This is a genomic window from uncultured Eudoraea sp., from assembly GCF_947258925.1.
GTDB lineage: Bacteria > Bacteroidota > Bacteroidia > Flavobacteriales > Flavobacteriaceae > Eudoraea.
In genome coordinates, this window is the sequence record NZ_CAMYKG010000012.1 from 1 (window position 1) to 22,733 (window position 22,733).

Genomic DNA, 22,733 nt, shown 5'->3' on the forward strand with positions numbered 1-22,733 from the left:
AGATTCGGTCATTCCTTTTAAAAGGGTATAGCCCGGGATTTTAGACAGCACTTTTGCTTCAATCCATTTCTTTAATTCGTTGGCTTTTTTTGTTTTGGCAAATAAACCCGCTATAAAACAAAACAGTAATAGTACCAATAAAGCGATTATCCGGGATACGGTTATTCCTGCGACTGTTTCAACCGGAATCAAATCCGAAATGGGTGCGACCAGTTTTCGCAAAATATCCAGGACCTTGTCAATAATTAAAATGAGCAATACCAAAGGGATTACAAGAAAAAACCCTCCAATCAGGGTCGTTTTAACAAAGGATATAATACTTTTCATATAAGTAATTTTGGAAATTATATAAAGCTTGTAATGATTAGGTCAATTTCGTAAAAATATTCCTAATGACAACAAAGCCATTGTTTATCAACTTCGTTATTCCAAATCATCATCTACAATGATCGAAACATTTCCCGTTTTTTGACCTTTTTCTACATATCTAAACGCCTCAGGAATCTTCTCAAAAGGATAAGACCTGTCAATTACGGTTTTAAATTTACCCTCTTCCACCAATTTTTTGATTAAAAGGATACTACGCCTGATATTTGGTGGATAAGGAAATTTTACTTTTTTTCCTTTCTGGCCCGGGAGTTTTCCGAATAACGCTGAAACGAGAGCATAAAAGAGATTTTGAGACCAGGGCCCCAATTCAGATGAGATATAAACTCCGCCAGGATTTAAGATACCCTTGCATTTGCCAAACGTACTTTTACCCACAGTATCAAAAACGTAATCGAATTTTTCAGGATCTTTTGTAAAATCTTCTATTGTATAATCAATGACTTTCTTTGCCCCTAATGATTTCACCAATTCTAAATTTTTAGTGTTGCATACCCCGGTTATTTCTGCCTCATAATAACTGAGTAATTGTACTGTTGCCGTTCCAATGCCTCCGGAAGCCCCATTCACCATTACTTTCTGGCCTTTAACCATATCTACCTTGTTGATGATGTTATAGGCGTAATGTGCTCCTTCAATACTGGTTGCAGCCTGCTGATAAGTGTAGTCTTCAGGAATAGTGGAAACACCTTTGTCTTCTGAAATCACCAAATATTCGGCATATGAACTCAAAACACTATCGTCGAACCCAAAAACCCTGTCTCCTTCTTTAAATGAAGTTACAGCAGGACCAAGTTTAACCACATCACCAGCGAATTCCGTTCCCATCACGATCTTTTTTGGTTTAAAAAGACCCATTGTAAAGCGCATAATAAATGGTTTTGCCCTGAGGTTAGCACAGTCTGTTCTATTAACCGAGGTAGCTCTCACCTTAACAAGAATTTCATTATTCTTGGGTTCTGGTTGCTTTATCTTACGTAGTTGCAACACATCTGGAGATCCATATTGCGTATACACAATGGCCTTCATATTCGACTATTAATTTTGAGTGGCAGGAAGCATATTGCGAATCGCACTTATTTTCCAGTCCCCCGATTCATGAACTACTATAAATGTACTCCACATTTTTCGGCTCATACCATCCATATTTTGAATTACATAGCGAGCATCGACTATTCCACAATGTGGATTTAAAAACCGGATATTTTCAATTTGCAGTGTTCTTGTACCGGGATTCTTCACTGAGCTTTGCGACATACCCTTCATGGATTCTTCTTTACCTTTTCTCCATTTCCCGGAAGAAACCAATTGGTCAATATCGTTTGTCAAAATGCGCCCCAATAGCATGCTATCTTTTTGTTGTCTTGCTATAGTGTAGTTATCAATCAGGGTTTTAATAGCCTTTTCCCGGGTTATCGTGGGTTCAATTTCCTGAGCATAAACGTAAACCATCGTCGATAAATTGAATAACAGTAGAAAGAAAATTTTGTTCATTATTTGCAATGTTTTCTAATAGTTCCGATCTGCATCCTTATTGCCAAACTAAAATTTCTTTTATTATGCTAATTTATTTTTTAGTTCATCAAAGCTGATAAGGTTCAGGCTCTGTTTCCTGTTTTTATCCAAAACCTTGTATTCATAAAAAGGATTGGTGTTATCCATACTCTTCCCTATCGGATGTTTTTTAGATAAAATACCAACTCCCCAATCCGTATCAATACAACATGAATATAAACCGGAATTAGAACGCCATTTTAAAAAGGCCTTCCAGGTAGTTCCGTTCCAATACCCGCTCGCCGGAGAATTCGTGTACTGATAGTCTTCCCTTGCATGCCATTCGGTGGGAGGGTTGCAGTCATGAAGGACTATAAAACCGTCATCTTTAATATAAGCTAATGAATTTTTGATGTCCAGGTCTACTTGCTCTGCCAGATGCAAGCCATCAATAAAAATAACATCAAATCTTATATCCTTGGAAAGAATTTCATTGTTATTTAGTTTATCAAAGAAACTATCACTGGTAATCTTAAAATCTATTGTTTTTTCTTTGTATTCCACACCCGGGTCTACACTATACTTCGTGGAAGCATTTATATGATTATAATTGTCCGCCGGATTTCGGACTCCTATTTCCAAATAGCAAGTTTCACCCTTAAATTTTGATAATAAAAAATTTATAACCTCTGTTCTTTTGGGAGTTTTTTTGAGTTCTAACCTGGTTTTTTCTAGTGTGATTTTATGAATAGGGTCATTTACTACACGTTTCCCGTGTTTATTGTAGTTTTTTAATTTTTTGAAAATGTTCATAATAAGCGTATTATCTGTCAGGGTTGTATATCAAACTTGATTGATTACTCTTTTTTTGCAGTTCCTCGAGGTTGTTCTGTAATGTTGTATACCTTTCTAAAGCATCTTTCCCTATTTCCTGATCTGCCTTGTTCATCATATTATATAAATATTTTATTTGGCTTATCAACATGGGTTGCTGGTAAATGCCTTCCCTGGTATTTAGACTTTCCAGAATTACGCTGATTTGTTCTGCTTCTTTTGTTTTCCCATTCGCCTCCAATGTTTTCTTTTGTTCTTCCAGGTCTTCTGCCATAGACAAAGCTCTATTTAACAAGTCCAGGATATTTAATTGAAATCTAACTTGCTTTCCTATAATTTCTTCGGAGATTCCCGATTCCTCAACCCTTGGATCAACTTTTATTTCGAAGGTCTGTGCGAGTATTTTGTCATCAATGGTTAGTTTAATTGTATACATACCCGGTTTTACAATTGGACCGTTTTTATAGCGATCCTCCACTTTTTCACTCCATGGCCCTTTAGCCCTCATGTCCCATTTAAAACGATTATAGCCTTTTTGGGCCTTAAATTTGTCGGAAACCCTTACATCCAGGAATTCCGTGCTCATATCCCTTTTAACACTATCCTTTGAAAAGTTAGTGGTATCGCTCATAAAGGTATTCAGAATAACTTTCTTTTCGTCCAGAATTTCCAATTTGATTGGCTTGTTCACTTCTGATTTTAAATAATAATCAATATTGATTCCCGGAATAGGATACTTAGGGTTTTTACTGTTACGTGCACCAGACGGGGAACGATATCGAATGCCGTCATTTGGTTTGAACAAGACATGATTAGTAGTTTTATCTAAATTACCCTGTCTTAAAAGGTTCATATCTTCCAGGATCCAGAATCCTCGCCCCATAGTTGCCAAAACCAGATCACCCCTATGAATTTTCAAGTCGGTTACCGGTGTAGTCGGTAAGTTTTGTTGAAACGCCTGCCATGTTTTGCCATCATTTAGTGAAATAAAAATTCCATATTCTGTACCTGCAAATAATAAACCTTCCTTCACTGGATCTTCACGCACTACCCTTGTGGGATATTCTTGAGGGATGCCATTGTTACCGGTTGTAAGCAACTCCCAGGATTTACCATAATTATTGGTTTTATAGATATAAGAATTGCGATCACCGAGTTGATATCGCAGAACACAGATATAGGCTTTTGCAGGATCATGTTTTGAGGGTTCAACGGCATCTATACGTCCACCTGGAGGAAGATTTTTTGGTGTAACATTTTTCCATGTTTTACCTCCATTCCTGCTCATATGCACCGGACCATCATTGGCGCCTACCCAAAGCAGGCCTTTTTCAATAACAGATTCCTGTATGGCATAGATCGTACTATAGAACTCTTCACCGGTAATATCTCGTGTAATAGGACTCCCTGAAATTACCTGTTTGTCGGCTTCAAAAGCCGTAAGGTCAGGTGAAATAATTTTCCAGGATTTACCCTCGTCTGTGGTTTTGTGCACATACTGAGAGGTATGGTAAATGACATTTGGATTATGCGGAGAAACAAGAATAGGGGACACCCTTTGAAATCTGAATTTAAGATCTATTGGGTTGTGCCCATACATATTGGATGCTCCTACGTAAAAGGACTTTTCTGTTCCGGTTTTTTTATTATAAACCGTAAAACGACCTTTACAATTGGAGTAGACGATGTCAGGGTTTGTTGGATGAGGTACCGCAGGCCCTGTTTCACAGCCACCTGTATTTATAATATAACCAATTCCTGCTGCCTGAATACCATAAGGAGGCATACTTGGGACCGCTACTGTTGAATAGTTATCTTGCTGTCCACCATAAAGCCAGTAAGGATATTGGTTATCTACTTCAACCTGGTAAATTTCTGAAGTGGGCTGGTTGAATTGGGTGGACCAGCTCTTACCCCCATTATGGGTTACATTAGCCCCGCCGTCATTGGCTTGAATGAATAAATCCGTGTTTTCAGGGTTTATCCACATATCGTGATTATCTCCATGCGGAACAGTAAGGGAAACCCAGGTTTTACCTCTGTCTGAAGATTTCATGTAGTCTGTGGCCATACTATAAATAACATCCGGATTTTGCGGGTCTACTTTTATGTTTGTATAATAAAATGGCCTTGTACGTATCTTTTTATGATCAGATACTTGATTAAAAGCATTGCCGTTATCTTCGGAAATATATAGTCCGCCTTCCTTCTCAGGTGCTTCAACCAGGGCATAGAGCAAGCTGGGATCTGCCCGACAAACCTCAAGATCTATTTTGCCAATCAGCTTTGATGGAAGACCAGTTTCAAGTTTGCTCCAGTTTTTGCCTGCGTCAACAGATTTATAAATCCCGCCTTCTTCAGGTGTACCCCCACTAATTATTGTCCAGGGTTTACGTTCCGCTTTCCAGGCCGCTGCATAAATGATATTGGGGTTATTGGGCATCATCTCTATATCCGAGATTCCTGTATTGTCAGAAATAAACAGAATTTTGTCCCAAGTTTTACCCCCATCTGTAGTTTTATAAAGGCCTCGTTCAGAATTTGATTCAAACGCACGTCCAATAGCGGCCACATATACCGTATTTGGATCGTCTGGATGAATGCGCACAGCTCCTATCTGTCCAACTTCTGAAAGCCCTATTTCTTGCCATGTTTCTCCGGCATCTATAGATTTATACATGCCCATACCTTCAATAAGGTTGCTGCGTAAACCGTCAGATCCGGTTCCAATATAAACTATGTTTGGATCTTTTTGGGATACTGCGATACTTCCTATAGAAGGTGTTTTAAAAAAGCCATCGGAGACATTGGACCAGCTAGTCCCATAGTCATTGGATTTCCAAACACCACCTCCTGTTGCACCTAAATAGAAGGTGGAAGGTTGTGAAGTAATCCCGGCTACCGCCGTAACCCTACCACCTCGGTATGGACCCACATTGCGGTATTCCATTGAAGAAAAATCCTGGGCATGCAGGACACAAAAATTTGCTGATAACAAACCAAAAGTAAAGGCGAGAAATAATGGTCTTAAAATATTCATTTACTAAAATTGAGCTCTAAAAAAGTATGGGATAATAATTTAAAGACCGGAAAGATAAATTCCTTTGATCATTTTTCCTACTACTTTTGATGATTATAAGCACATAATTTTTCAATCCATCAGATCAATAAAACATTTTAAATACATGTGCTTATACAACCCGATTTTAAGAAGGGAACCTTTTTTTAATGAATTTAATTTGTCCATTGTGATTGGATTCATGTTCACAAACATGAAACCATTTACAGTAATTATTGGTGGGTTGTTCCTGGAAAAATGGCTCGGACTTGTTAAGCCATTCATCATTTCTTTGGGCAAATTCTTCCTTGGTAACTTCTCTTACCTCATTCAATTTAGAGATATAATACTCTATTTCATTGCCTTTAATCTGATCTCGACCTTTTTTACCCAATCCCATGGGTACATCCCATTCCTTTTTTATTTCCTCACTCCAGCTACCCCAGGCCAACTCTTCAAAGGTGTTTAATTGATAATACTTTTCAGTAGCGGCCAGGTGCAGTAACATTGCACCAATAGAATTTGATTGGTCATCAATTTGATAATCCAGTTGTTCCACGGTTAAATCTTTAACACTATAAATCAACCATGTCCGCATCATGGTCATGGTAGACAAAAGCGTGCCTATCTGGGGAGCATAACCTTCTTTGGGACCAATAATATAAAGCCCTTCAGTGTTGGTATTTGATCTTTCATGTGCCAGACTCAATAAAGGACTTGAGATAAGTCCTGCGGTTAGGATAGTAGACCCTTTAATGAATTTTCTCCTGTTCGTTTGGTCATTGTTGATTTTCATAGTACTAAGAAATTAAGTTGATTTATTGGATAGGTAGGGGGATTATTGATCTGAATTCTCCTTTTGTTCATTCTTTTTTGATACAGCACCAATTGCAATACCGGCACCGATCTGGTTTTTATGTTTCATAGATTGATGTTTATAGTTGGCTGAACTAAACTTTAATAAATGACTTATAAGATACTAAATTCCTGATGATACAGGTTCGAATAATTCAAAATAGGAAGTTAAGCTTCTGTACGCTCTAATTCGAGCCTATACTTTTTTAAAGCCAACAATGAGAAATAGCGTTTGTAATTCCTGTAGGAAACCATTGTTGTCTTATAAAATAACCCGGTTATAGGTTGAACGGGCCAGTCGCCATCTTCCTGTTGCTGATCAATAAGCCAATTTATCGCTTTTAATAGTCTGGGGTCTTTGGCATAACCCCCATTTAATAATGCGAGTATGCTCCAGGCTGTCTGATCTACCACACTTGCCCTGGCTTGGATGTAATGTCTTGCCAGGGCGGTCTCCTGTGCTTCACCCCAACCGCCATCTTCTTTTTGTTTAGACCAAAGGTAGGTACAAGCATTCTGTATTGCCTTATGATCTTTGGGCAACCCATACATGGTCAGCCCTTCAAGAACAAAACAAATGCCATAGGTAAAACAGAGGCCCCAAAGGGCTTCCCAGCTTCCGTCTTTGTATTGCGAATTCAGCAAGTATTTTACCGCCCGTTCCATTGCTTTTTCCATTTCTATTGTGAACAAATGGGGCCGGCTTTGTTTTATTCGCATAAAACATTGAATAATACTGGCTGTGCATTCTACATAGGAATGGTCAACCATAATATCAACAAATACATTTGCTGCGTTGAACCACTCCAGTTTAGGGCTCCCAATGGCTTTGTCCACGCTGGTCCACCCACCATCATCTCCCTGAAGTAGCATAATAAAATCAATAGCCATTATAATTCTTTCATCAGATAGTATTTCGTCTCCCAAGCCCTCAGTTTCCAAAAGGGCTTTAACAGCCTCAGCCGTGCAATCAGATACTACCCAGCCATTATCCAGGTAACTGAAAGTCCAACCACCTGCTCGGGGTAGGCGATGGTATTTAAAAGGATCTTTGAGTTCTTTCATGACCTGGTTATCCATCAGAAATTTACGGGTCCTTAGGGTTATTGGATTTAACAATGGATCAGTACAATCCTTACCTATAGCCTGTAAAAAGAACCCATTATCCCAGGTATAGGTATTCGTAAATCCCTGCATTAATATTTCATCTTCACTCTCCCATAGGTATAAAGGAAGTTTTTCCCATGATTTATCCAATTTCTCCTGTTCTCCCCTAAAATGGTACACCAAAGTATTGTAAACGGCATTAACAGGAGCTTGCCTTATAAACGAAGAATTTTCATCTTCATATTCAATATGTTCATATACCAATGCAAGCGCCTTCTTTTTAATGAATTTGGGAATGATAGGATCTATTCTTTTTATCCACCACATTGAAATTTTGAATATTCGCGTTTCGGGGAAGATATTATCCGTATCTGCAAATGTTCCTCTGTGCTTGGCAAAGTTTATCTTTTCGTAATCTTCCTTGTATAATTCCTTTCTTAGTTGCAGAATTAGTTCATCCGGTTCAATTTTAAGGCGCTCCCTGTAGAAGTAGCACATAGGCAAATAGATAATCCTTACATAGCCCGAGATTTTTCTAGGGTGAAAGGGAAACCAGCTGGGAAGTATATAAAGTTCCGGAGGTACCGGGGCAACCCCCTTATAGGAATACAAATTTAAAAATGAAAGGATAAATTTACACCAACTTGCCGCATACAGGGGTCCGCCTTTTTCATGTATCCAATTCAAAGCATTTTTTAATTCAGTCTCTGTAGCTGAATGACCCAAAAAACGCAAGGCCACATAATTTATTACACTGGTAAAAATTGTGCCTACCTTGGATTCCTGATGCATTCCAAAACTTCCATCAGGCAATTGATGCCTGAGGATATAATTACTCATTTTAGTTCTTGTTGCGGTGCTCATGGGCTGCCCGCATATTCTCATAGCAAAAATGTACAGGGGTAATAGGAAAAATGGGCCATCATAGGGAACTGGCCAGGTTCCTTCCGGGGTTTGATTAGCCGCCATCCACTTATAAACTTTACGAATAGCTTGCTCTATTTTATGCTTTGGGTTGGTCATTAATGAAAAACAAATTATAATTTACGGCAATTAATTTAGTGGCCCATGATTAAGCTAATAATAAACTATATAGCAGATATTAATTCCATTGCAAATATAATTCAATTTAGTTTTTAGTTCTGTTTTTTACAGGTTTGTATACACCTGCTAAGGAATAAAAAACAATAGATTTTTTTCAAGTTTATCTTTAATGCAATACCTTTGTCTCATTAGCTTATACATTGTATAAGCTGTTTTCATGAAAGCTAAGGTGCAATCAGGGAAAACAGCCATAACTAAATGTAATGATATTTAGAAAAGACAAATGGTAAACAATAGAACAAACAAGGATATTGATGTACTGATTGTTGGTGCAGGTATCGCCGGTGCTTCGTTGGCCGCTAATTTGGCCAAAACGGGAAAGAACATTGTTGTAGTTGAAAGAGATTTGAGCGAAAGAGATGTTATCATCGGTGAATTGTTACAGCCAGGTGGGGTACAGAAGCTAGAAGAGATGGGTTTTTCATCATTTATAAACGATATTGATGCACAGCCTGTTTATGGCTATGATATTATTTATGAAGAACGTGATTATGTTATACCCTATCCAAATAAGAATGGCGAACCTTGCGGATATGGATTTAGAAATGGGGCTTTTTTACAGAATATACGGAAGCACATATTGGCACAGCCCAATATAAGAGTTATTGAAGGGACGGTTACCGAGCTAATTGAAGCAAATGAAGCCATTACTGGTGTAAGATATAAACTCAAAGGGGCTACTGATGAAGAATCTCTTTATGCGCATCTTACTATTGTTACTGATGGCCCTTTATCCATCTTTCGTGAGAAATTATCTAAACCGGTTAAACAAGTAAATGGCTTTTTTCTTGGACTTTTAATGAAAGATTGTGAGATGCCTTTTGCAAATCACGGACATCTTGTAATGGGTGATCATCCACCAATGGTTATATATCCTGTTACTTCTACATCCTGGAGGGTTCTTATAGATTTTAAAGGAGAAAAACCTCCAAGGTTGGGTAAGGATATCAGACAATCACTATTGGAAAAGTTTGAAAATGCCATACCTCAAAGCGCAAGGCCTGCTTTTGTAGCTGCCGTTGAAAAAGGAAAATTCAAAACGTTCCCGAACCATAGACTACCTGCAAGCCCGGTAAATAAGGCCGGTGCAGTACTTCTGGGGGATGCACTAAATATGAGACACCCTTTGACTGGGGGAGGAATGACCGCAGCTTTCAACGATGTTTTAAGGCTGAGTAATAATCTCGAAAAGGTCAAGGATTTTAGTAATAAAAGGCAGCTTACTAAAGCCATCAAAAACTTCTACGAGAAACGTCATCTTGGAACACAAACAACAAATATTTTGGCTGATGGCCTTTATGGGGTAGTTTATAATGCCGATTTAAGAAATGCTTTCTTTGAATATGTGAGCAGAGGGGATAAGTATGCCGAGGAAACCTGCTCTATTCTTGCGGGACTTAACAAAGACAAGAAATTATTACTGAATCACTTTATTGGGATGGCCAGATATGGGACCCAATTAAAGATAAGTTCAGAAAAGAAAAGTGTTGTTGTAACTGAATCTATTACTATGGTAAAAGATGCAGTTGGTATTATTACCCCACTACTTCTTTCCGAAAAACCGGATCCGGGAAATAAATTAATGCTGGAGGCATTGAACCGGATAGTGTAAAAAAGGCTATTCTGAAATTATTAAGGCGAGTAAACATCTATTTCGGTTCTTACTTGTAGTAATAATATGAGTGACTCAGATGTTTGCTTATACTAGTAATTTATTAATTACAGTGTAGTCTTTAAAATAGCTTATGAAATCCTTATATAGTTTTATAATTATAGTCTTCAGAACTTTGATAAAATGGAGAAAGTATAAACCTCTGAGTAAATATCCTTTTGGACATTTTTATACCCCGATTGTGTCAAAGGCAGAAATTATTGAATTTGAAAACCAAATTTGGGAAGAAGCTAATCAGCATAATATCTCAGGGATAAATTTGAATCTTGACCAACAATTATTTTTATTAGAGGAATTTGTCCAATATTATCCTGAAATGCCCTTTGGAGCAGAAAAAACAGGTAGTCAAAGATATTGTTTCAATAACGGAGCCTATTCGTATACAGATGGGATAGTCCTTTATTCATTTATACGGCATTTTAAACCTAAAAGAATTATTGAAATTGGTTCAGGACATTCATCGGCTGTAATGTTAGATACCAGGGAGACATTTGTAAATGATATTAAACTCACATTTATTGAGCCTTATCCAAAATATCTTAATAGAATTATTAAAGATAATGACAGACTTAATTGTGAAGTCCTGGAAAAAAAAGTTCAGAATGTTCAATTGAATAAGTTTCAGGAACTGGAACATGATGATTTTCTATTTATTGATAGCAGCCATGTATCAAAAACAGGAAGTGATGTAAATTACGAGATATTTAAAATATTACCTGCTTTAAATCCGGGTGTAATTATTCATTTTCATGATATCTTCTACCCTTTTGAATACCCTAAAAGCTGGGTGTCTGAAGGACGGAACTGGAATGAAAACTATTTGCTTAGAGCATTTTTAAGTTATAATGATCAATTTGAAATAATACTCTTTTCACACTATATGCATCAACATCATAAAGATGCATTCAAGCAGATGCCGCTTACCTATAAAAATACCGGAGGTAATCTATGGATTAGGAAGAAGTAACGCTTTAATCCTAATGCTTATTGGTATCAATTAATTCATGGTGCAGTTCATTGTGCTATTAGTCAGCGCTAAATTTTAGGACTCCGGATTGGGAAGATTAACCCCTTTCAAAAGTATTGTGACTCCCATCAAAGCCAACCAAATAACTTTTACATGAAAAATTGGTTTGTAAATTTCAAAATTATCGGGTATTCCCATGATAATTGCCATAGCTGCCAGACCCAAAACCACAGTAAACCATCCCAACAACGGATTGAAAATTTTCCACTTCACAAAGCCAAAGCCCAGTAATACCAGACCAACGCCCGAAAAGATTCGTCCAAACCTTACAAAACAGGTAACATATTGGTTGGTATAAAGGATATTATCCATGAATTGTTGAATTTCCGCAGCTGACTTACCCATGGTTTGTCCAACACCCCAGGCCCCGAAGTTATAGTAAAATGCCGAAGCAATAGCAAGGGTCATAGTGCCAATAACTACCATTCCAGCACCTGGCACGAGCATAACCCTGTAGGGCGCTTTCGCTGTTATTGAAGCAAGGGAAAATATGGCTATTGCCATGGTAACCCAGCCAAAAATATGAAACCGGAACATCCATATCCAATACCACAGATCTTCGCCAATGGCAGTAAAATCTGAAGCGACTATATATTCTCCTATATGATGAGGTGAAAGTGCCCATCCACCCCATAATAATATGGCTGCAAAAATAAATACCCAACCCGTAAATTTGGTTTCAAAATCTTTTTTCATAATCCAAAATTTCTAAAATTAATAATACATAAAATTACTTAAAACCTAAAATTTTAAGCGCTTAATTTATGAATTTATTTAATCGTTAAGCGCTCTGTTCTTTGCTATAGTTCGAAACTATTTTTAAATCGGGCAATATGGTACCCTTTTGATATCACCAATTTAGACTCTTTACTTTCAGGATTGAGCATTGGATTTGTATGGTTCATATGAATAAACCAAACTTTATTTTTTTCCTGAACCATCAGACTATCAAAAAGTTCCATACTCTCTAATACCGTCGGGTGTGGAATTTCAGAAATATCCCTATTGTCAATTTCAGCTTCACTGAAAAATCCGGCATCGAGAAAGGCATAGTCAACTTTTTTTATCTCATCCACTATACTGGACTCCCATTTATACCATTTATCAATATCAGGAATAAAGAGAGCCGTTTTCTCCGGACCTATTATCTTATATCCCACAGTTTCTGAATATTCATCCCTATGAGGTACAAGAAAAGGGATGACCTTTAAGTTTGAAGTTAATGCAATCTCTTTTTTATTTTCCAGCGTTTTCAGATTAATATTTTTATTCCCGACAAGCTGACTCCAGGGACCGTTGTTCCTTAAGTAGGAATCCATTTCTGGCATGGCATGTACAGCAATATTTGTAGCTCCCATCGCCTCGGTTCCAAAATACATCAGGCCGGTATAATGGCCAATATGTGCATGGGTCAGGAAGATGCCATCAACGGTCTCACTTGTGTTGTCTGGCAGGTAATCCTTCAATACCTTTAATTGTTCAGGCATATCAGGGGTAGCATCGAACAGGTACTTCCTGTTATTTTTCGGATCAACAACTCCCAGAGACACAACTTTTCTGTTCTTATCAGGATTTTGGAATAGCCTGCGACAGCATTCTTTTTTACAGGCAATATGAGGGGAACCCGCGTCCTGGACATTGCCAAGTACTATCAATGAAGTTTGAGTTTTATTAAATTGTTCCAATTCGCCGGTATTTGTTTTTTTATCCGGGGCGGGATTGCAGGCGAAGGTGAAGACCAATAAGAAGAGTATCACATTTTTCATTTCGTCCTATTTTGGGCCCACTCTGTCCAGGAACCGTCATAAACGGATTTTTTATTATCAACTACCAGTTCACTTGCAAGTAAGATAATACAGGCGGTGATTCCCGAGCCACAACTGAAAACCAATGACTTTTCTTCGATATTCAAAGTATTAAATAGCTCTACAAGATCTTCCTTGGGTTTAAATTTTCCATTTTTCAGGACAGCAGTATAAGGCAAATTAATTGAGCCGGGGATATGGCCACTTGGAAGTCCTTCTCTTGGTTCCGGAGCTATTCCTTCAAATCTGCCCGCCGAACGTGCATCAATTAAGACGGACTCTTGAAGTGAAATATTGGACGATATAAAATTATAGTCTTTCAACATTTCAGGATTAAATTTTGATTGAAAATCACCCGGTAGAACGTTATTTCCCTTTTCACTTACAGACGTATAACCAAGTCGTATCCATTCTGGCAAGCCACCATTAAGTACGGCGACATTTTGGTGCCCCATGGTTTTAAACATCCACCATACCCTGGGACTTAAATAGATCCCCAGGTTGTCATAAACTACAATTTTGCTGGACCTGTTAATCCCCAATTTTCTACAGTTTTTTTCAAATTGCTCTGCACTTGGGAAAGTGTTAGGAAGCTCATTGGATGTATCCCTGAACTCATTATTCAGATCAAAATGCCTGGCGCCCTTTATCCGGGTATTATTAAAATCACCGCTAGCTGTTTTTTGACTTGCATCCAAAATAATTAAATCAGGATCATTCAAATGATTAAATAACCAGGTAGCAGAAACAATTGGTTCAATCATGAATTCAAGTTTTTATATGCCATTTTGCTGATGCCTGACCATAGGTTTTTGTTGTTATTCCTATTTATAGGCTGGAATAAATTTTTCCAAAACCGCTTTCTTAATTAAACGGGGTGGTAATAATCCCTGGCCTAGTACAAAATCATGAAAAGCTAGCTGATTAAATTTTTCCCCAAGAACCAATTCAGTTTCTGCTCTGAGTTCCATCAATCTTAGATATCCATTGAAATAGGAAGTAGCCTGACCAGGAGCCCTGAACCGATATCGTTCCAGTTCAGATCTTACCAGAGCTTCGGAAAGCCCTATCTCGTGACTTAAAATGAACCTTGCTTCCCCGGTTGTAATGGTGCCCAAATTCAAACCAGGATCCAAAAAAGCTCGGCCAGACCGCACCAATCTGCTCCAAAGCGTCATAAATTGTCCTTCAAGGGGTAGATAGGGTTGTATTATTTCTTCTGCATATAAGGCCCAACCTTCGATATTTACACTATTTGCAGCAAAAATTACCCGAGCCTGAGAAACACCTCTTTCTACCATTGCTGTGAACTGTAATTCGTGGCCGGGACGACCTTCATGCGCTGTCAGGGGCCAGGAAGCGGCCAAATGCGTAAAATCATCAATTTGCAGCGAAGTTCCATCAGAGCCTCCGGTAGCTTTTAATGGTAATACAAACTCGCCATATTCACCGGTATTCCCTATAAGACGGGGCGGACTCATAAAGGGGGCAGGAGCAGCAGCACTTTCGGCAGGAGAAGCCAACCGAATTACCATTTCCCGATCAGGTAAAGTCAATATTTGACGATCCTTTATTATATCCTCAATCTCTTTGATCTGTTGCCTGTATACCGTTAATATGTTTGCACTGTCTAGTTGATCTTTTTTCAAAGAGCGAAGAACATCCCTGTAATCATTTGAAGGATACTTGTTTTTATCAGCGATAATCTTACCCAGGACCTGCAATTGGGTCTGCAATTCTTTAAAGGCAACCATGGCTCGCTGTTGCAATTCCCCTATAGGCATATCAACCCCATATTCCTTTAGGTTGAAGGAATAGATGTCTAATGGAAGTTTAAAGTCTGTTCGTGTGTTCGGTAAAACTTTCTCCCTGATATAAGCGTGATAACTCTGCAATTGCGCGACTAATTTTTTATAATCTTTCTGAAATCCTTTGATCCCGTATTTTATAAAAAGTTCTTCTATTTCCTCAATGTACTCATTGCTGGTTTTTAAATCGCGTTCAACCTCTTCTCGGAAGGGGGCAATCCTATCTTTATTTTCTTTCCACTCCCTCTCCATTTCTTCCCGTGCCAGCGTTGTCAAAGGCTCATAGCCTTTTTCGCTTCCTACATATTTTTTTAAACGCGCCAAAGCGGCCTGTCTGCGCTCTTCCGGGATACGGTCTTCCAATAAACCGCGAATACCCCTGTAAACGATGCTAGCCGTATTGTAATAGGGCAGGAGATAGGTATCTTCCAGATTTATTTCTGCTATCTCGTTCTCGGTACTTTCTATTAAGATGAGCAAATCTTGTTTAACAAGTTCTTCCTTTACCTGAGGCAGTTCAGCCTTCAGGTATTCATTAACCGTATTCAAATCATTGAGAGCCCTTTCATTAAAGCCTTCGGATAAATCGGAGATTTGATCGTCCAATCCATCTATCCCTAGTCTTGCAGCAGATTCCGGACTATGTTTTGCAATTACATCAAGAAGTCTTGCGGTATATTGATTACTTTGTGTTATCCATTCAGGAGTTTCCTGGGTAAAGCTGTTTTGCAGATTGAGGATACAAAAAAGAAAGACCAGGCCTAAAACTTTGAAATAATGGTTTTGAGTGCAGTTTGTCATATGAATCTTGCTTTAGGGGGTAAGGTTTTTAATGACCTTAATAAGCTTTTCCTGTACTTCCTCAGCCAGACTTCCGAGGGTATTATTTTTAACAGTGCTCATGGAAGCAATTGGGTCTACCGCAGCTACTTCAACATCACCATTTTCATGCTCTTCAACTATTACATTGCAAGGCAGGAAAACACCAATTTTATCTTCGCTTAGAAGCGCCTTGTGGGCAAAATGAGGATTACAGGCCCCTAAAATCTTGTATTTCTTGAAATCAACATCTATTTTGTTTTTTAATGTTTCTTTCACATCGATTTCGGTGAGTACTCCAAATCCTTCTTTTTTTAGTTCTGCCGTAACCAGTTCGATGGCTTCTTCAAAGCTTGTTCCTTTTAATAAGGCATTAAAATAATAACTCATGGTTTAAATAGGTTTAACTCGTAAGTAATTACAAAGTTGATTTTATTATTAATTATCTTCAAAATGTATTAGGGTAGAAATATACTTAATTAATACGAATAAAGGAATGAGATAACCCCCCACGAAAGTTTAAACGGTTTTGATTCCCTTATTGCCATCAAAATTATGCTATTCAATAGGTTTAGTGGTCACTGATTACGCCTTGCTGCTTATTCTTCAGGGACTTCAATATTCTCATCCCAAATGTATTTCCCGAACCATTTCCAATTGTGCCATGTAGCGGCAAGCCTCTCTTTTGGTTTATTTATTCCATGTCCAAAACCTTTATATATAATTAATTCTGTTTCAATCCCTTTATCCTGGAGGCCCTGAAACAATTCATATGCATTTGCTACCGGAACTCTTTTATCAAATTCACCATGCTGGATCAATGTTGGCGTGGCGGCCTTATTGATATTAGTCATTGGGGATGTTTTCTCATAGACTTCTTTGTCACTCCAGGGGGTTCCTTTTAAATATTGCCTGGTAAAGGGATGTATGTCGGTATTTACGTAATAGGTCATCCAGTTTGAAATTCCTGCACCTACCGATATAGCTTTAAATTTAGTTGAGTTTGTGGTTAAAAAAGCAGAAATGTAGCCGCCCTGGCTCCAGCCCATGGCACCTACTTTATTACTGTCAATGATTCCTTTGTCTTCCAGTGCTGAAACTCCGGATAATACGTCCCATGCGTCTCCAACCCCTAAATTCTTGACATTTAATGAGCGGAAGCTTTCGCCGTAACCCGCAGAACCCCTGTAATTAGGTCGTAAAATAAGCGCTCCTTTATTAAGCCATTGCACCATGGGATAAACATACGATGGGATAGGGCCTGGGGTAGAAATACCTGTGGGGCCTCCATGAATGATAACAAGGAGCGGATATTTTTTGGTGGAATCATAATTTTGCGGTTTGTGTAAAATACCTTCTATAGTAGAGCCATCCTCACTTTTCCAGGATATGACCTCACTATTGGCTACTAACCAATTATTGATTTGAGCAGTTGATCGGGTAATTTGTCTTGAATCTCTTTGTGGGTAATCACTTTTGTAGATTTCTGTAAGGTCATTATCATTAGAGGCTGCGTACGCCATTTTTTTACCATCTTTAGAAAAAGAGTAATTCCAGATCCTCTCAGCGCTGAGTGCTAATTTTTTTACCTTTCCATTTTCAGGGTTTATTTTAATGACCGGGCGAAGTGTTTTTTGCCAGGCAATTCCAAATATTCCATTTACAGTCCACTTTAAACGATAGATATTTTCATCAAAATCTGCTGCCAACTGATTGTTTTCAGTACCATCCGAATTAATTCTGAATAGTTTACCATTTGTATAATAGTTGGAAGTACTGTCGTTGAGGTTGGTTTGATACAGAATTGAATTTCCATCCGGGGACCAGTCTACAAGGCCATCATAACTTGGGTTATTGACAAGGATTTTATGAGATTTGGAATCCATATCATAAATAGAAATATCAGCCTTAAAAAAACTGTTTATTAAAGGGTCCGGCTGATGTTCAATGGCTATTTTTTTTCCATCAGGCGACCATTTAAAACTATTAACGGAAAATGCGACACTATCGAGTAATAATTTAGCTTCAAGATTTTTGGTGTAAATAGAATCTTTTAACTGATCAGGCAAGGGCATTTGACTTAATTGACTCGGTTTAAAATCTGCTACCCATATTTGACTCAATTTAAACTCCTCATCTTCCACTGCAAAGCCACCAAATTTTTCTTTACGTTTTTTATCTTCTTCGGATTTGTCTTCTGCCTGAAGAAATGCAATCTTACTTCCTTCTGGAGACCATTCAAAATTATTAATATCATTTTCTGTATGGGTTACCTGAAATGCCTCTCCACCAACCACACTAATAACCTGTATTTGTGTTTTTTCACCGCGTTTGGATAGAAAAGCGATCCATTTACCGTCCGGAGACCATTTTGGACTGCTACTACTGCCGTTGAGGTTATTGGTTAGCTGAAATGGTGTCTGGGAATCCCTGGAAAGCCATAATTCCCTGTCATATTTGTTTTCCTTCCAATCTGTGGCTCGGGATTCAAATACAATATGGTTTCCATCGGGCGAAATCACGGCATTAAAAACAGATCTTAAAGAAATGACATCCTCAAAAGAAGGGGATATAGGATTCTGGGCATTTAAAAAACCTAGAAAGGAGAGGGCTAGGGTAATCAGAAAGGTGTTTTTCATAATTTATATCAAGGTGATTTTACTAGTTTTATGGTTCGCGCAAAAGCAAACCATCATTTTAATGATTTCCATTCTTCCCATGAAATTTCTCTTCCGGGATAAGCAACTTTTTTAAAGGGCCAGTCTTCTTTAATCCAGTCTTTAACTAAACTATAAAGGATTGCATCCAATCCTTGATCAAGCATACTAGATCTAACCCACATACTTATTGTGGCATCATAATCACCTTTTGTAGTAGGGTTTATATAAAGACACCCAAGTACTTTGCTTTCATCTATAGATACTACGGTATATGCAAAAGAACTTCGCATTTGAAATTCTTTCTGATGCCATCCCAAATCAATTAAATCTTGTTCAAAAGTCAAGTCTTTGGCAGGCCAGCTAGATAAAGGATACATTTTTTGCAAATGATCGATACTGGTCATCACCGCATCATAGTCTTTAACTACATCATTCACAGTTAACATGCGTATACGCAGGTGCTGGTTCTGCAGTGTATCAGGAACCTTAAAGTCTTTAGGTACAAATGGTTTATTTTGTGAAAACATGTTAAAGGAGAAAAGTAGTATTACAGAACAATTGATTAAAAATATTTTTTTCATTATAATTTTGGATTGAATTCATAGATTATTTTTTCAAACCGACTTTTTTTTCGAAAATGATTTACTTTTTTTGAATTTTAGAAAAGAGGAAATTTAAAAAGGTGGTCAAAAAGAATGACCACCTTTGATTGTAACTATGTTATTGATTTATTCTTCCTCCTCAAGTTGAGCAGCGAGGCCATGTACATCAAAATAGTCGGATGATTGTACAATCTTCCCGTCATCATTGACCGAAGTAAGATTAAAAAATTTGACGCCTATCTCTTTTCCGCTTTCCGTATGGGTGGCGGTCCATGTACCGTATACCCGTATTACGCTAGCGCTGGCGTTTGCATTTGCTGCCGGGAATACAGAGCCGGACCAATAGCCATTGGCTGTGGAATCGGGCATAACAATACCTTCTGTATATTTAATATTGTCAAAGCCATCATGATAGCCTTTTAAGGCTTCAACCAGCTCTCCTTTACCTAACCATTGGTTTCCGTTATAAGCAGGAGGGCTCCATTTCATATCATCGGCGAGCAGGGCACTTTGAGCCTCAATATCTTCGTCGCTGTGCGCCTGAAAAAAAGCACGGATTACAGCTACTTTCTCATCAAAGTCCGCAGAATCAGGAGCTTCCGTTTCCTCCATAACCATCTCCGTTTCTTTTTCTTTTTCTTTGCAGCCGAAAAGGGTTATAACAGTTAGCATTAGCAGTCCAAAAATTTTTGTTTTCATTATTGTTTTATTTAAAGGTTAGTATTGCCGGGGGAGTGATGAACAAGATACAAATTTTTCAGCGATACCTCTTTTTCCGGAAGTACAGGAATTCGAAGAACCCTGGACACATGAGATAAAATGAGGAAATGAAACCTATTAATGCAAGGTAGTTCAGCTCAGGTTAAGCCGAAAACAAGGTTTAATCTATGGTTTGGATATGTTTTATTTGCTCTCCTTTATTCTTACGTAAATCAAAGTTACTGTAAAAGAACAGCCGTATGGTATGGTTCAGGTTATAATCTGTACCGTTGGCTAATTGCTGGTAGACCAACATGTAACCGCAGTCAAAACTCCAGGTCTTGCTGAGCTTTTGTTTAATCCCAATAGTAAAGCGGTTTTGATCAAAAGTGTTAAAAACGACTTCTTTACCAAAATTCAGGTGTACTTCATTGGCAACCAAAAAAGAAGTTTCCCCACCTTTTTTAAATGGCACAGCTATGCTCAAAAGAAAGCGGATGCGATTAATGTAAAAATCGTCTTGCAAAGATACCCCCTCCTCTACATTGTTAAAAAAACGCTGTTCGGTACGTATCCTAAACAAGCCCCCAAAAGTAGGGTAGGTGTCGGCCAGGATTAGTTCCTGGTATATTCTGTTTTCGTTTAGGTATAGCGTCCAGTTTTCATCTTTTGCCAACCAAAGGTGGGCATAGCCGCCGGAGAGTTTTATATTGTCATTAAAGTTATAGCGACCTCCGAAACGGATAAAATTAAAACTCGGATCATTAGCAAAATTACTGCGCCGCATGTGTATATCGGCCAGGCCTGACCAGTGTTTTGTGAATTGGAAAACACTATTTAGCGAAATCCATGTTTGTACCTGCTCATTAATATTCTTGGAAGGTAATTCTTCTTCAGTTTGTGCCTGAAGCCAATAGGGTAGGAAGAAGAAAATTAGGATAAAAGTTTTAATCCACTTGTAGGTCACAAAGCCTGTTTTATGCAAAGATATCCTATCGAAACGTTACATTAAAAGGGAAATACCCCTTTTCAACCTTCCGGCTCAATTCTACATAACAGCAAAAAGTTAAATTGGGAATCCCTAAATCACTATGTATTAGTTTCTAAGCGATACTTACTATGATTTTCCCTTCATGTTTCCCTTCACCAAAATAGTGCATTACATCAGGAACTTCACTTAGCTTATAAGGTCCATCTATGATCGGTTTAATTTTACCTTCAGCGAAAAGTTGGTTTATATAATCCAAATCTTTATTGGGTTTTAAGGCAACCATATGTACACTCTTGGTACTAATAAGAGAAATCAGGGGTTTTAGAATTATAAGTAGAAAAATTTGGTTCAGATACCCGCCAACGCTAACATAATTTCCATTTGGTTTTAATACCTTCAGATATCTGTAAGTTGGCCGGGTGGTCTTGGCATCCAGGATGAGGTCATACTGCTCTTTCTTTTTTGTGAAGTCCTCTTTCTTATAATCTACAATATGATCAAAACCAAGCTTCTTCATCATCTTTAATTTGTTGCCGGTATCTACCCCGGTTACTTCCGCATTGTATAACTTTGCGATTTGTAAACCAAAAGTGCCCATGCCGCCTCCCGCGCCATTAATCAGGACCCTCATACCTTTTTCTATTTTACCAATATCAACCAGTCCTTGCACCGCCAACATTGCCGCATGTGATATGGCCGCGGCTTCTTCAAAGCTCATTTCAGGAGGTTTATGAACCAGGGCTTTTTCATCAATGCAGACGTATTCTGCAAAGCTACCGAAGCCATATTCAGAGATATCACCATAAACTGCATCCCCAGGCTCAAAAGATTTTACATTTGCACCGACAGCTTCAATAGTGCCCGCCAATTCCATCCCGGGAATTTGATGTTTGGGTTTTAAAAGGCCGAAGAGTAAACGATACATATAAGGTTTCCCTCTAATCATACTCCAGTCGTAGTCATTAATTGCAGTGGCGCGTATTCTCACCAAAACTTCATTCGCTTTTGGTGTTGGCTTAGCGATCTTCTTAAGCCGAAGTACCTCCGGGGAACCATATTTTGTAAATACGAATGCTTTCATAGGATTGCCAAATTAAGTTGCTTCTGAATTCGATCTTCTAATTAAAGCATATGTGATACTAATATGCGCAAGATAATAAGTTGGTAAAATCATGAAATCTAGTTTACTGTATTTTAAGAATTCTGCAAGGGCAATAATTGTATCCGAAAATACAATTAGAAAAATCCCAAATATAAAAGCCCATTTAAATACTGTATCTCCTTTAATTCCGACAGATGTGCCAAAGGTAAGGCATGAAATCAGTAGATAAACAAGTGCGGCATATCGCAAAATTTGGTCGTCAATGGAAGGAACTAATAAAAGAAAGAAAAACAATAAATAGGCTATTAGAATTGACAGCGTGAACCTCCATTTTATTTTTCCATTTAGAAGGGCAAACCCCAGATATCCCAAGTGGGCAAGAAAGAACAATGCAATACCTTTGCTAAACATCATGCTATCACCCTGTTTATTAGACATAAACCAGTCTCCGGCAATTGAAAACAAAAAAGCACCCATAATTAGCCAGGTATCATTGGGTTGTTTTGACTTTCTGAAATTGAGCATTAAGATGATAAGAATCCCAATCCCGGCCGATCCCGATTTATACAGAAATTCTGAAGTGTGCAAAGCTATGACGGCCGATATTACGGAAAAAAGTAACAGAAAATATACCCAGTTTTTTTCAAACCAATTAGCTTTCATTTTAAGTATTTGTACAAAATTAACTCATCGATATTTTTAAGTTTAT

General features: G+C 38.1%; 19 protein-coding genes and 1 pseudogene. 2 read left to right on the top strand and 18 right to left on the bottom strand.

Translation table 11 applies throughout. The features are described 5' to 3' along the window. The 7 genes and pseudogenes from Q0X77_RS05520 to Q0X77_RS05550 all read right to left on the bottom strand — a co-directional run. A pseudogene (locus tag Q0X77_RS05520) lies at positions 1-327 on the bottom strand (hypothetical protein); the annotation flags it as partial. A gap of 96 nt (positions 328-423) precedes the next feature. Further along, positions 424-1,416, bottom strand: coding sequence for an NAD(P)-dependent alcohol dehydrogenase (locus Q0X77_RS05525; RefSeq protein WP_297794247.1), 993 nt, complete (start codon positions 1,414-1,416; stop codon positions 424-426). A gap of 9 nt (positions 1,417-1,425) precedes the next feature. Further along, positions 1,426-1,881 carry a DUF4440 domain-containing protein gene (locus tag Q0X77_RS05530; protein ID WP_297794250.1) on the bottom strand — a complete coding sequence of 152 codons (456 nt, stop codon included), beginning with the start codon at positions 1,879-1,881 and terminating at the stop codon, positions 1,426-1,428. Positions 1,882-1,944: 63 nt separating this feature from the next. Next, positions 1,945-2,694 (bottom strand): class I SAM-dependent methyltransferase, encoded by a 750-nt coding sequence (locus Q0X77_RS05535; RefSeq protein WP_297794252.1) that lies wholly within the window; start codon positions 2,692-2,694, stop codon positions 1,945-1,947. A 10-nt stretch (positions 2,695-2,704) separates the two neighbouring features. After that, on the bottom strand, positions 2,705-5,755 hold the full coding sequence (locus tag Q0X77_RS05540; RefSeq protein ID WP_297794255.1) for a hypothetical protein: 3,051 nt from the start codon (positions 5,753-5,755) through the stop codon (positions 2,705-2,707). 166 nt (positions 5,756-5,921) lie between these two features. Then, positions 5,922-6,569 (bottom strand): DinB family protein, encoded by a 648-nt coding sequence (locus tag Q0X77_RS05545; protein WP_297794258.1) that lies wholly within the window; start codon positions 6,567-6,569, stop codon positions 5,922-5,924. 227 nt (positions 6,570-6,796) lie between these two features. Continuing rightward, entirely contained in the window at positions 6,797-8,758 is a 1,962-nt protein-coding gene (locus Q0X77_RS05550; protein WP_297794261.1) for a prenyltransferase/squalene oxidase repeat-containing protein, read from the bottom strand. A 304-nt stretch (positions 8,759-9,062) separates the two neighbouring features. On the opposite strand from Q0X77_RS05550, the gene Q0X77_RS05555 reads away from it, so the two are divergent. Both Q0X77_RS05555 and Q0X77_RS05560 read left to right on the top strand, forming a co-directional pair. Then, positions 9,063-10,451 carry an FAD-dependent oxidoreductase gene (locus Q0X77_RS05555; protein ID WP_297794265.1) on the top strand — a complete coding sequence of 463 codons (1,389 nt, stop codon included), beginning with the start codon at positions 9,063-9,065 and terminating at the stop codon, positions 10,449-10,451. 133 nt (positions 10,452-10,584) lie between these two features. Next, on the top strand, positions 10,585-11,478 hold the full coding sequence (locus Q0X77_RS05560; protein ID WP_297794268.1) for a class I SAM-dependent methyltransferase: 894 nt from the start codon (positions 10,585-10,587) through the stop codon (positions 11,476-11,478). A gap of 75 nt (positions 11,479-11,553) precedes the next feature. Here Q0X77_RS05560 and Q0X77_RS05565 read toward each other — a convergent pair whose 3' ends face one another. The 11 genes from Q0X77_RS05565 to Q0X77_RS05615 all read right to left on the bottom strand — a co-directional run bounded on the left by Q0X77_RS05565 (position 11,554) and on the right by Q0X77_RS05615 (position 22,687). Next, a complete protein-coding gene (locus Q0X77_RS05565) occupies positions 11,554-12,234 on the bottom strand; it encodes a hypothetical protein (RefSeq protein ID WP_297794270.1) in 681 nt (226 codons plus the stop codon). A gap of 104 nt (positions 12,235-12,338) precedes the next feature. Then, complete coding sequence (locus tag Q0X77_RS05570; RefSeq protein ID WP_297794273.1) at positions 12,339-13,304, bottom strand: MBL fold metallo-hydrolase; 966 nt, start codon at positions 13,302-13,304, stop codon at positions 12,339-12,341. Then, on the bottom strand, positions 13,301-14,107 hold the full coding sequence (locus Q0X77_RS05575; RefSeq protein WP_297794276.1) for a sulfurtransferase: 807 nt from the start codon (positions 14,105-14,107) through the stop codon (positions 13,301-13,303). Before Q0X77_RS05575 ends, Q0X77_RS05570 begins: the two co-directional genes overlap by 4 nt. A gap of 60 nt (positions 14,108-14,167) precedes the next feature. Next, on the bottom strand, positions 14,168-15,952 hold the full coding sequence (locus Q0X77_RS05580; RefSeq protein WP_297794279.1) for a DUF885 domain-containing protein: 1,785 nt from the start codon (positions 15,950-15,952) through the stop codon (positions 14,168-14,170). Positions 15,953-15,964: 12 nt separating this feature from the next. Continuing rightward, positions 15,965-16,360: a DUF302 domain-containing protein gene (locus Q0X77_RS05585; RefSeq protein WP_297794282.1), complete on the bottom strand. Its 396-nt coding sequence runs from the start codon at positions 16,358-16,360 to the stop codon at positions 15,965-15,967. 209 nt (positions 16,361-16,569) lie between these two features. Next, positions 16,570-18,609: a S9 family peptidase gene (locus tag Q0X77_RS05590; protein WP_297794285.1), complete on the bottom strand. Its 2,040-nt coding sequence runs from the start codon at positions 18,607-18,609 to the stop codon at positions 16,570-16,572. A 53-nt stretch (positions 18,610-18,662) separates the two neighbouring features. Beyond that, positions 18,663-19,211, bottom strand: a complete 549-nt coding sequence (locus Q0X77_RS05595; RefSeq protein ID WP_297794288.1) for a GNAT family N-acetyltransferase — start codon at positions 19,209-19,211, stop codon at positions 18,663-18,665. A gap of 147 nt (positions 19,212-19,358) precedes the next feature. Continuing rightward, positions 19,359-19,931, bottom strand: coding sequence for a nuclear transport factor 2 family protein (locus tag Q0X77_RS05600; protein WP_297794291.1), 573 nt, complete (start codon positions 19,929-19,931; stop codon positions 19,359-19,361). 181 nt (positions 19,932-20,112) lie between these two features. Next, positions 20,113-20,898 (bottom strand): DUF2490 domain-containing protein, encoded by a 786-nt coding sequence (locus Q0X77_RS05605; RefSeq protein ID WP_297794294.1) that lies wholly within the window; start codon positions 20,896-20,898, stop codon positions 20,113-20,115. 136 nt (positions 20,899-21,034) lie between these two features. Beyond that, positions 21,035-22,003, bottom strand: a complete 969-nt coding sequence (locus Q0X77_RS05610; RefSeq protein ID WP_297794297.1) for an NAD(P)-dependent alcohol dehydrogenase — start codon at positions 22,001-22,003, stop codon at positions 21,035-21,037. A gap of 12 nt (positions 22,004-22,015) precedes the next feature. Beyond that, entirely contained in the window at positions 22,016-22,687 is a 672-nt protein-coding gene (locus tag Q0X77_RS05615) for a lysoplasmalogenase (protein ID WP_297794299.1), read from the bottom strand. Positions 22,688-22,733: the final 46 nt, after the last annotated feature.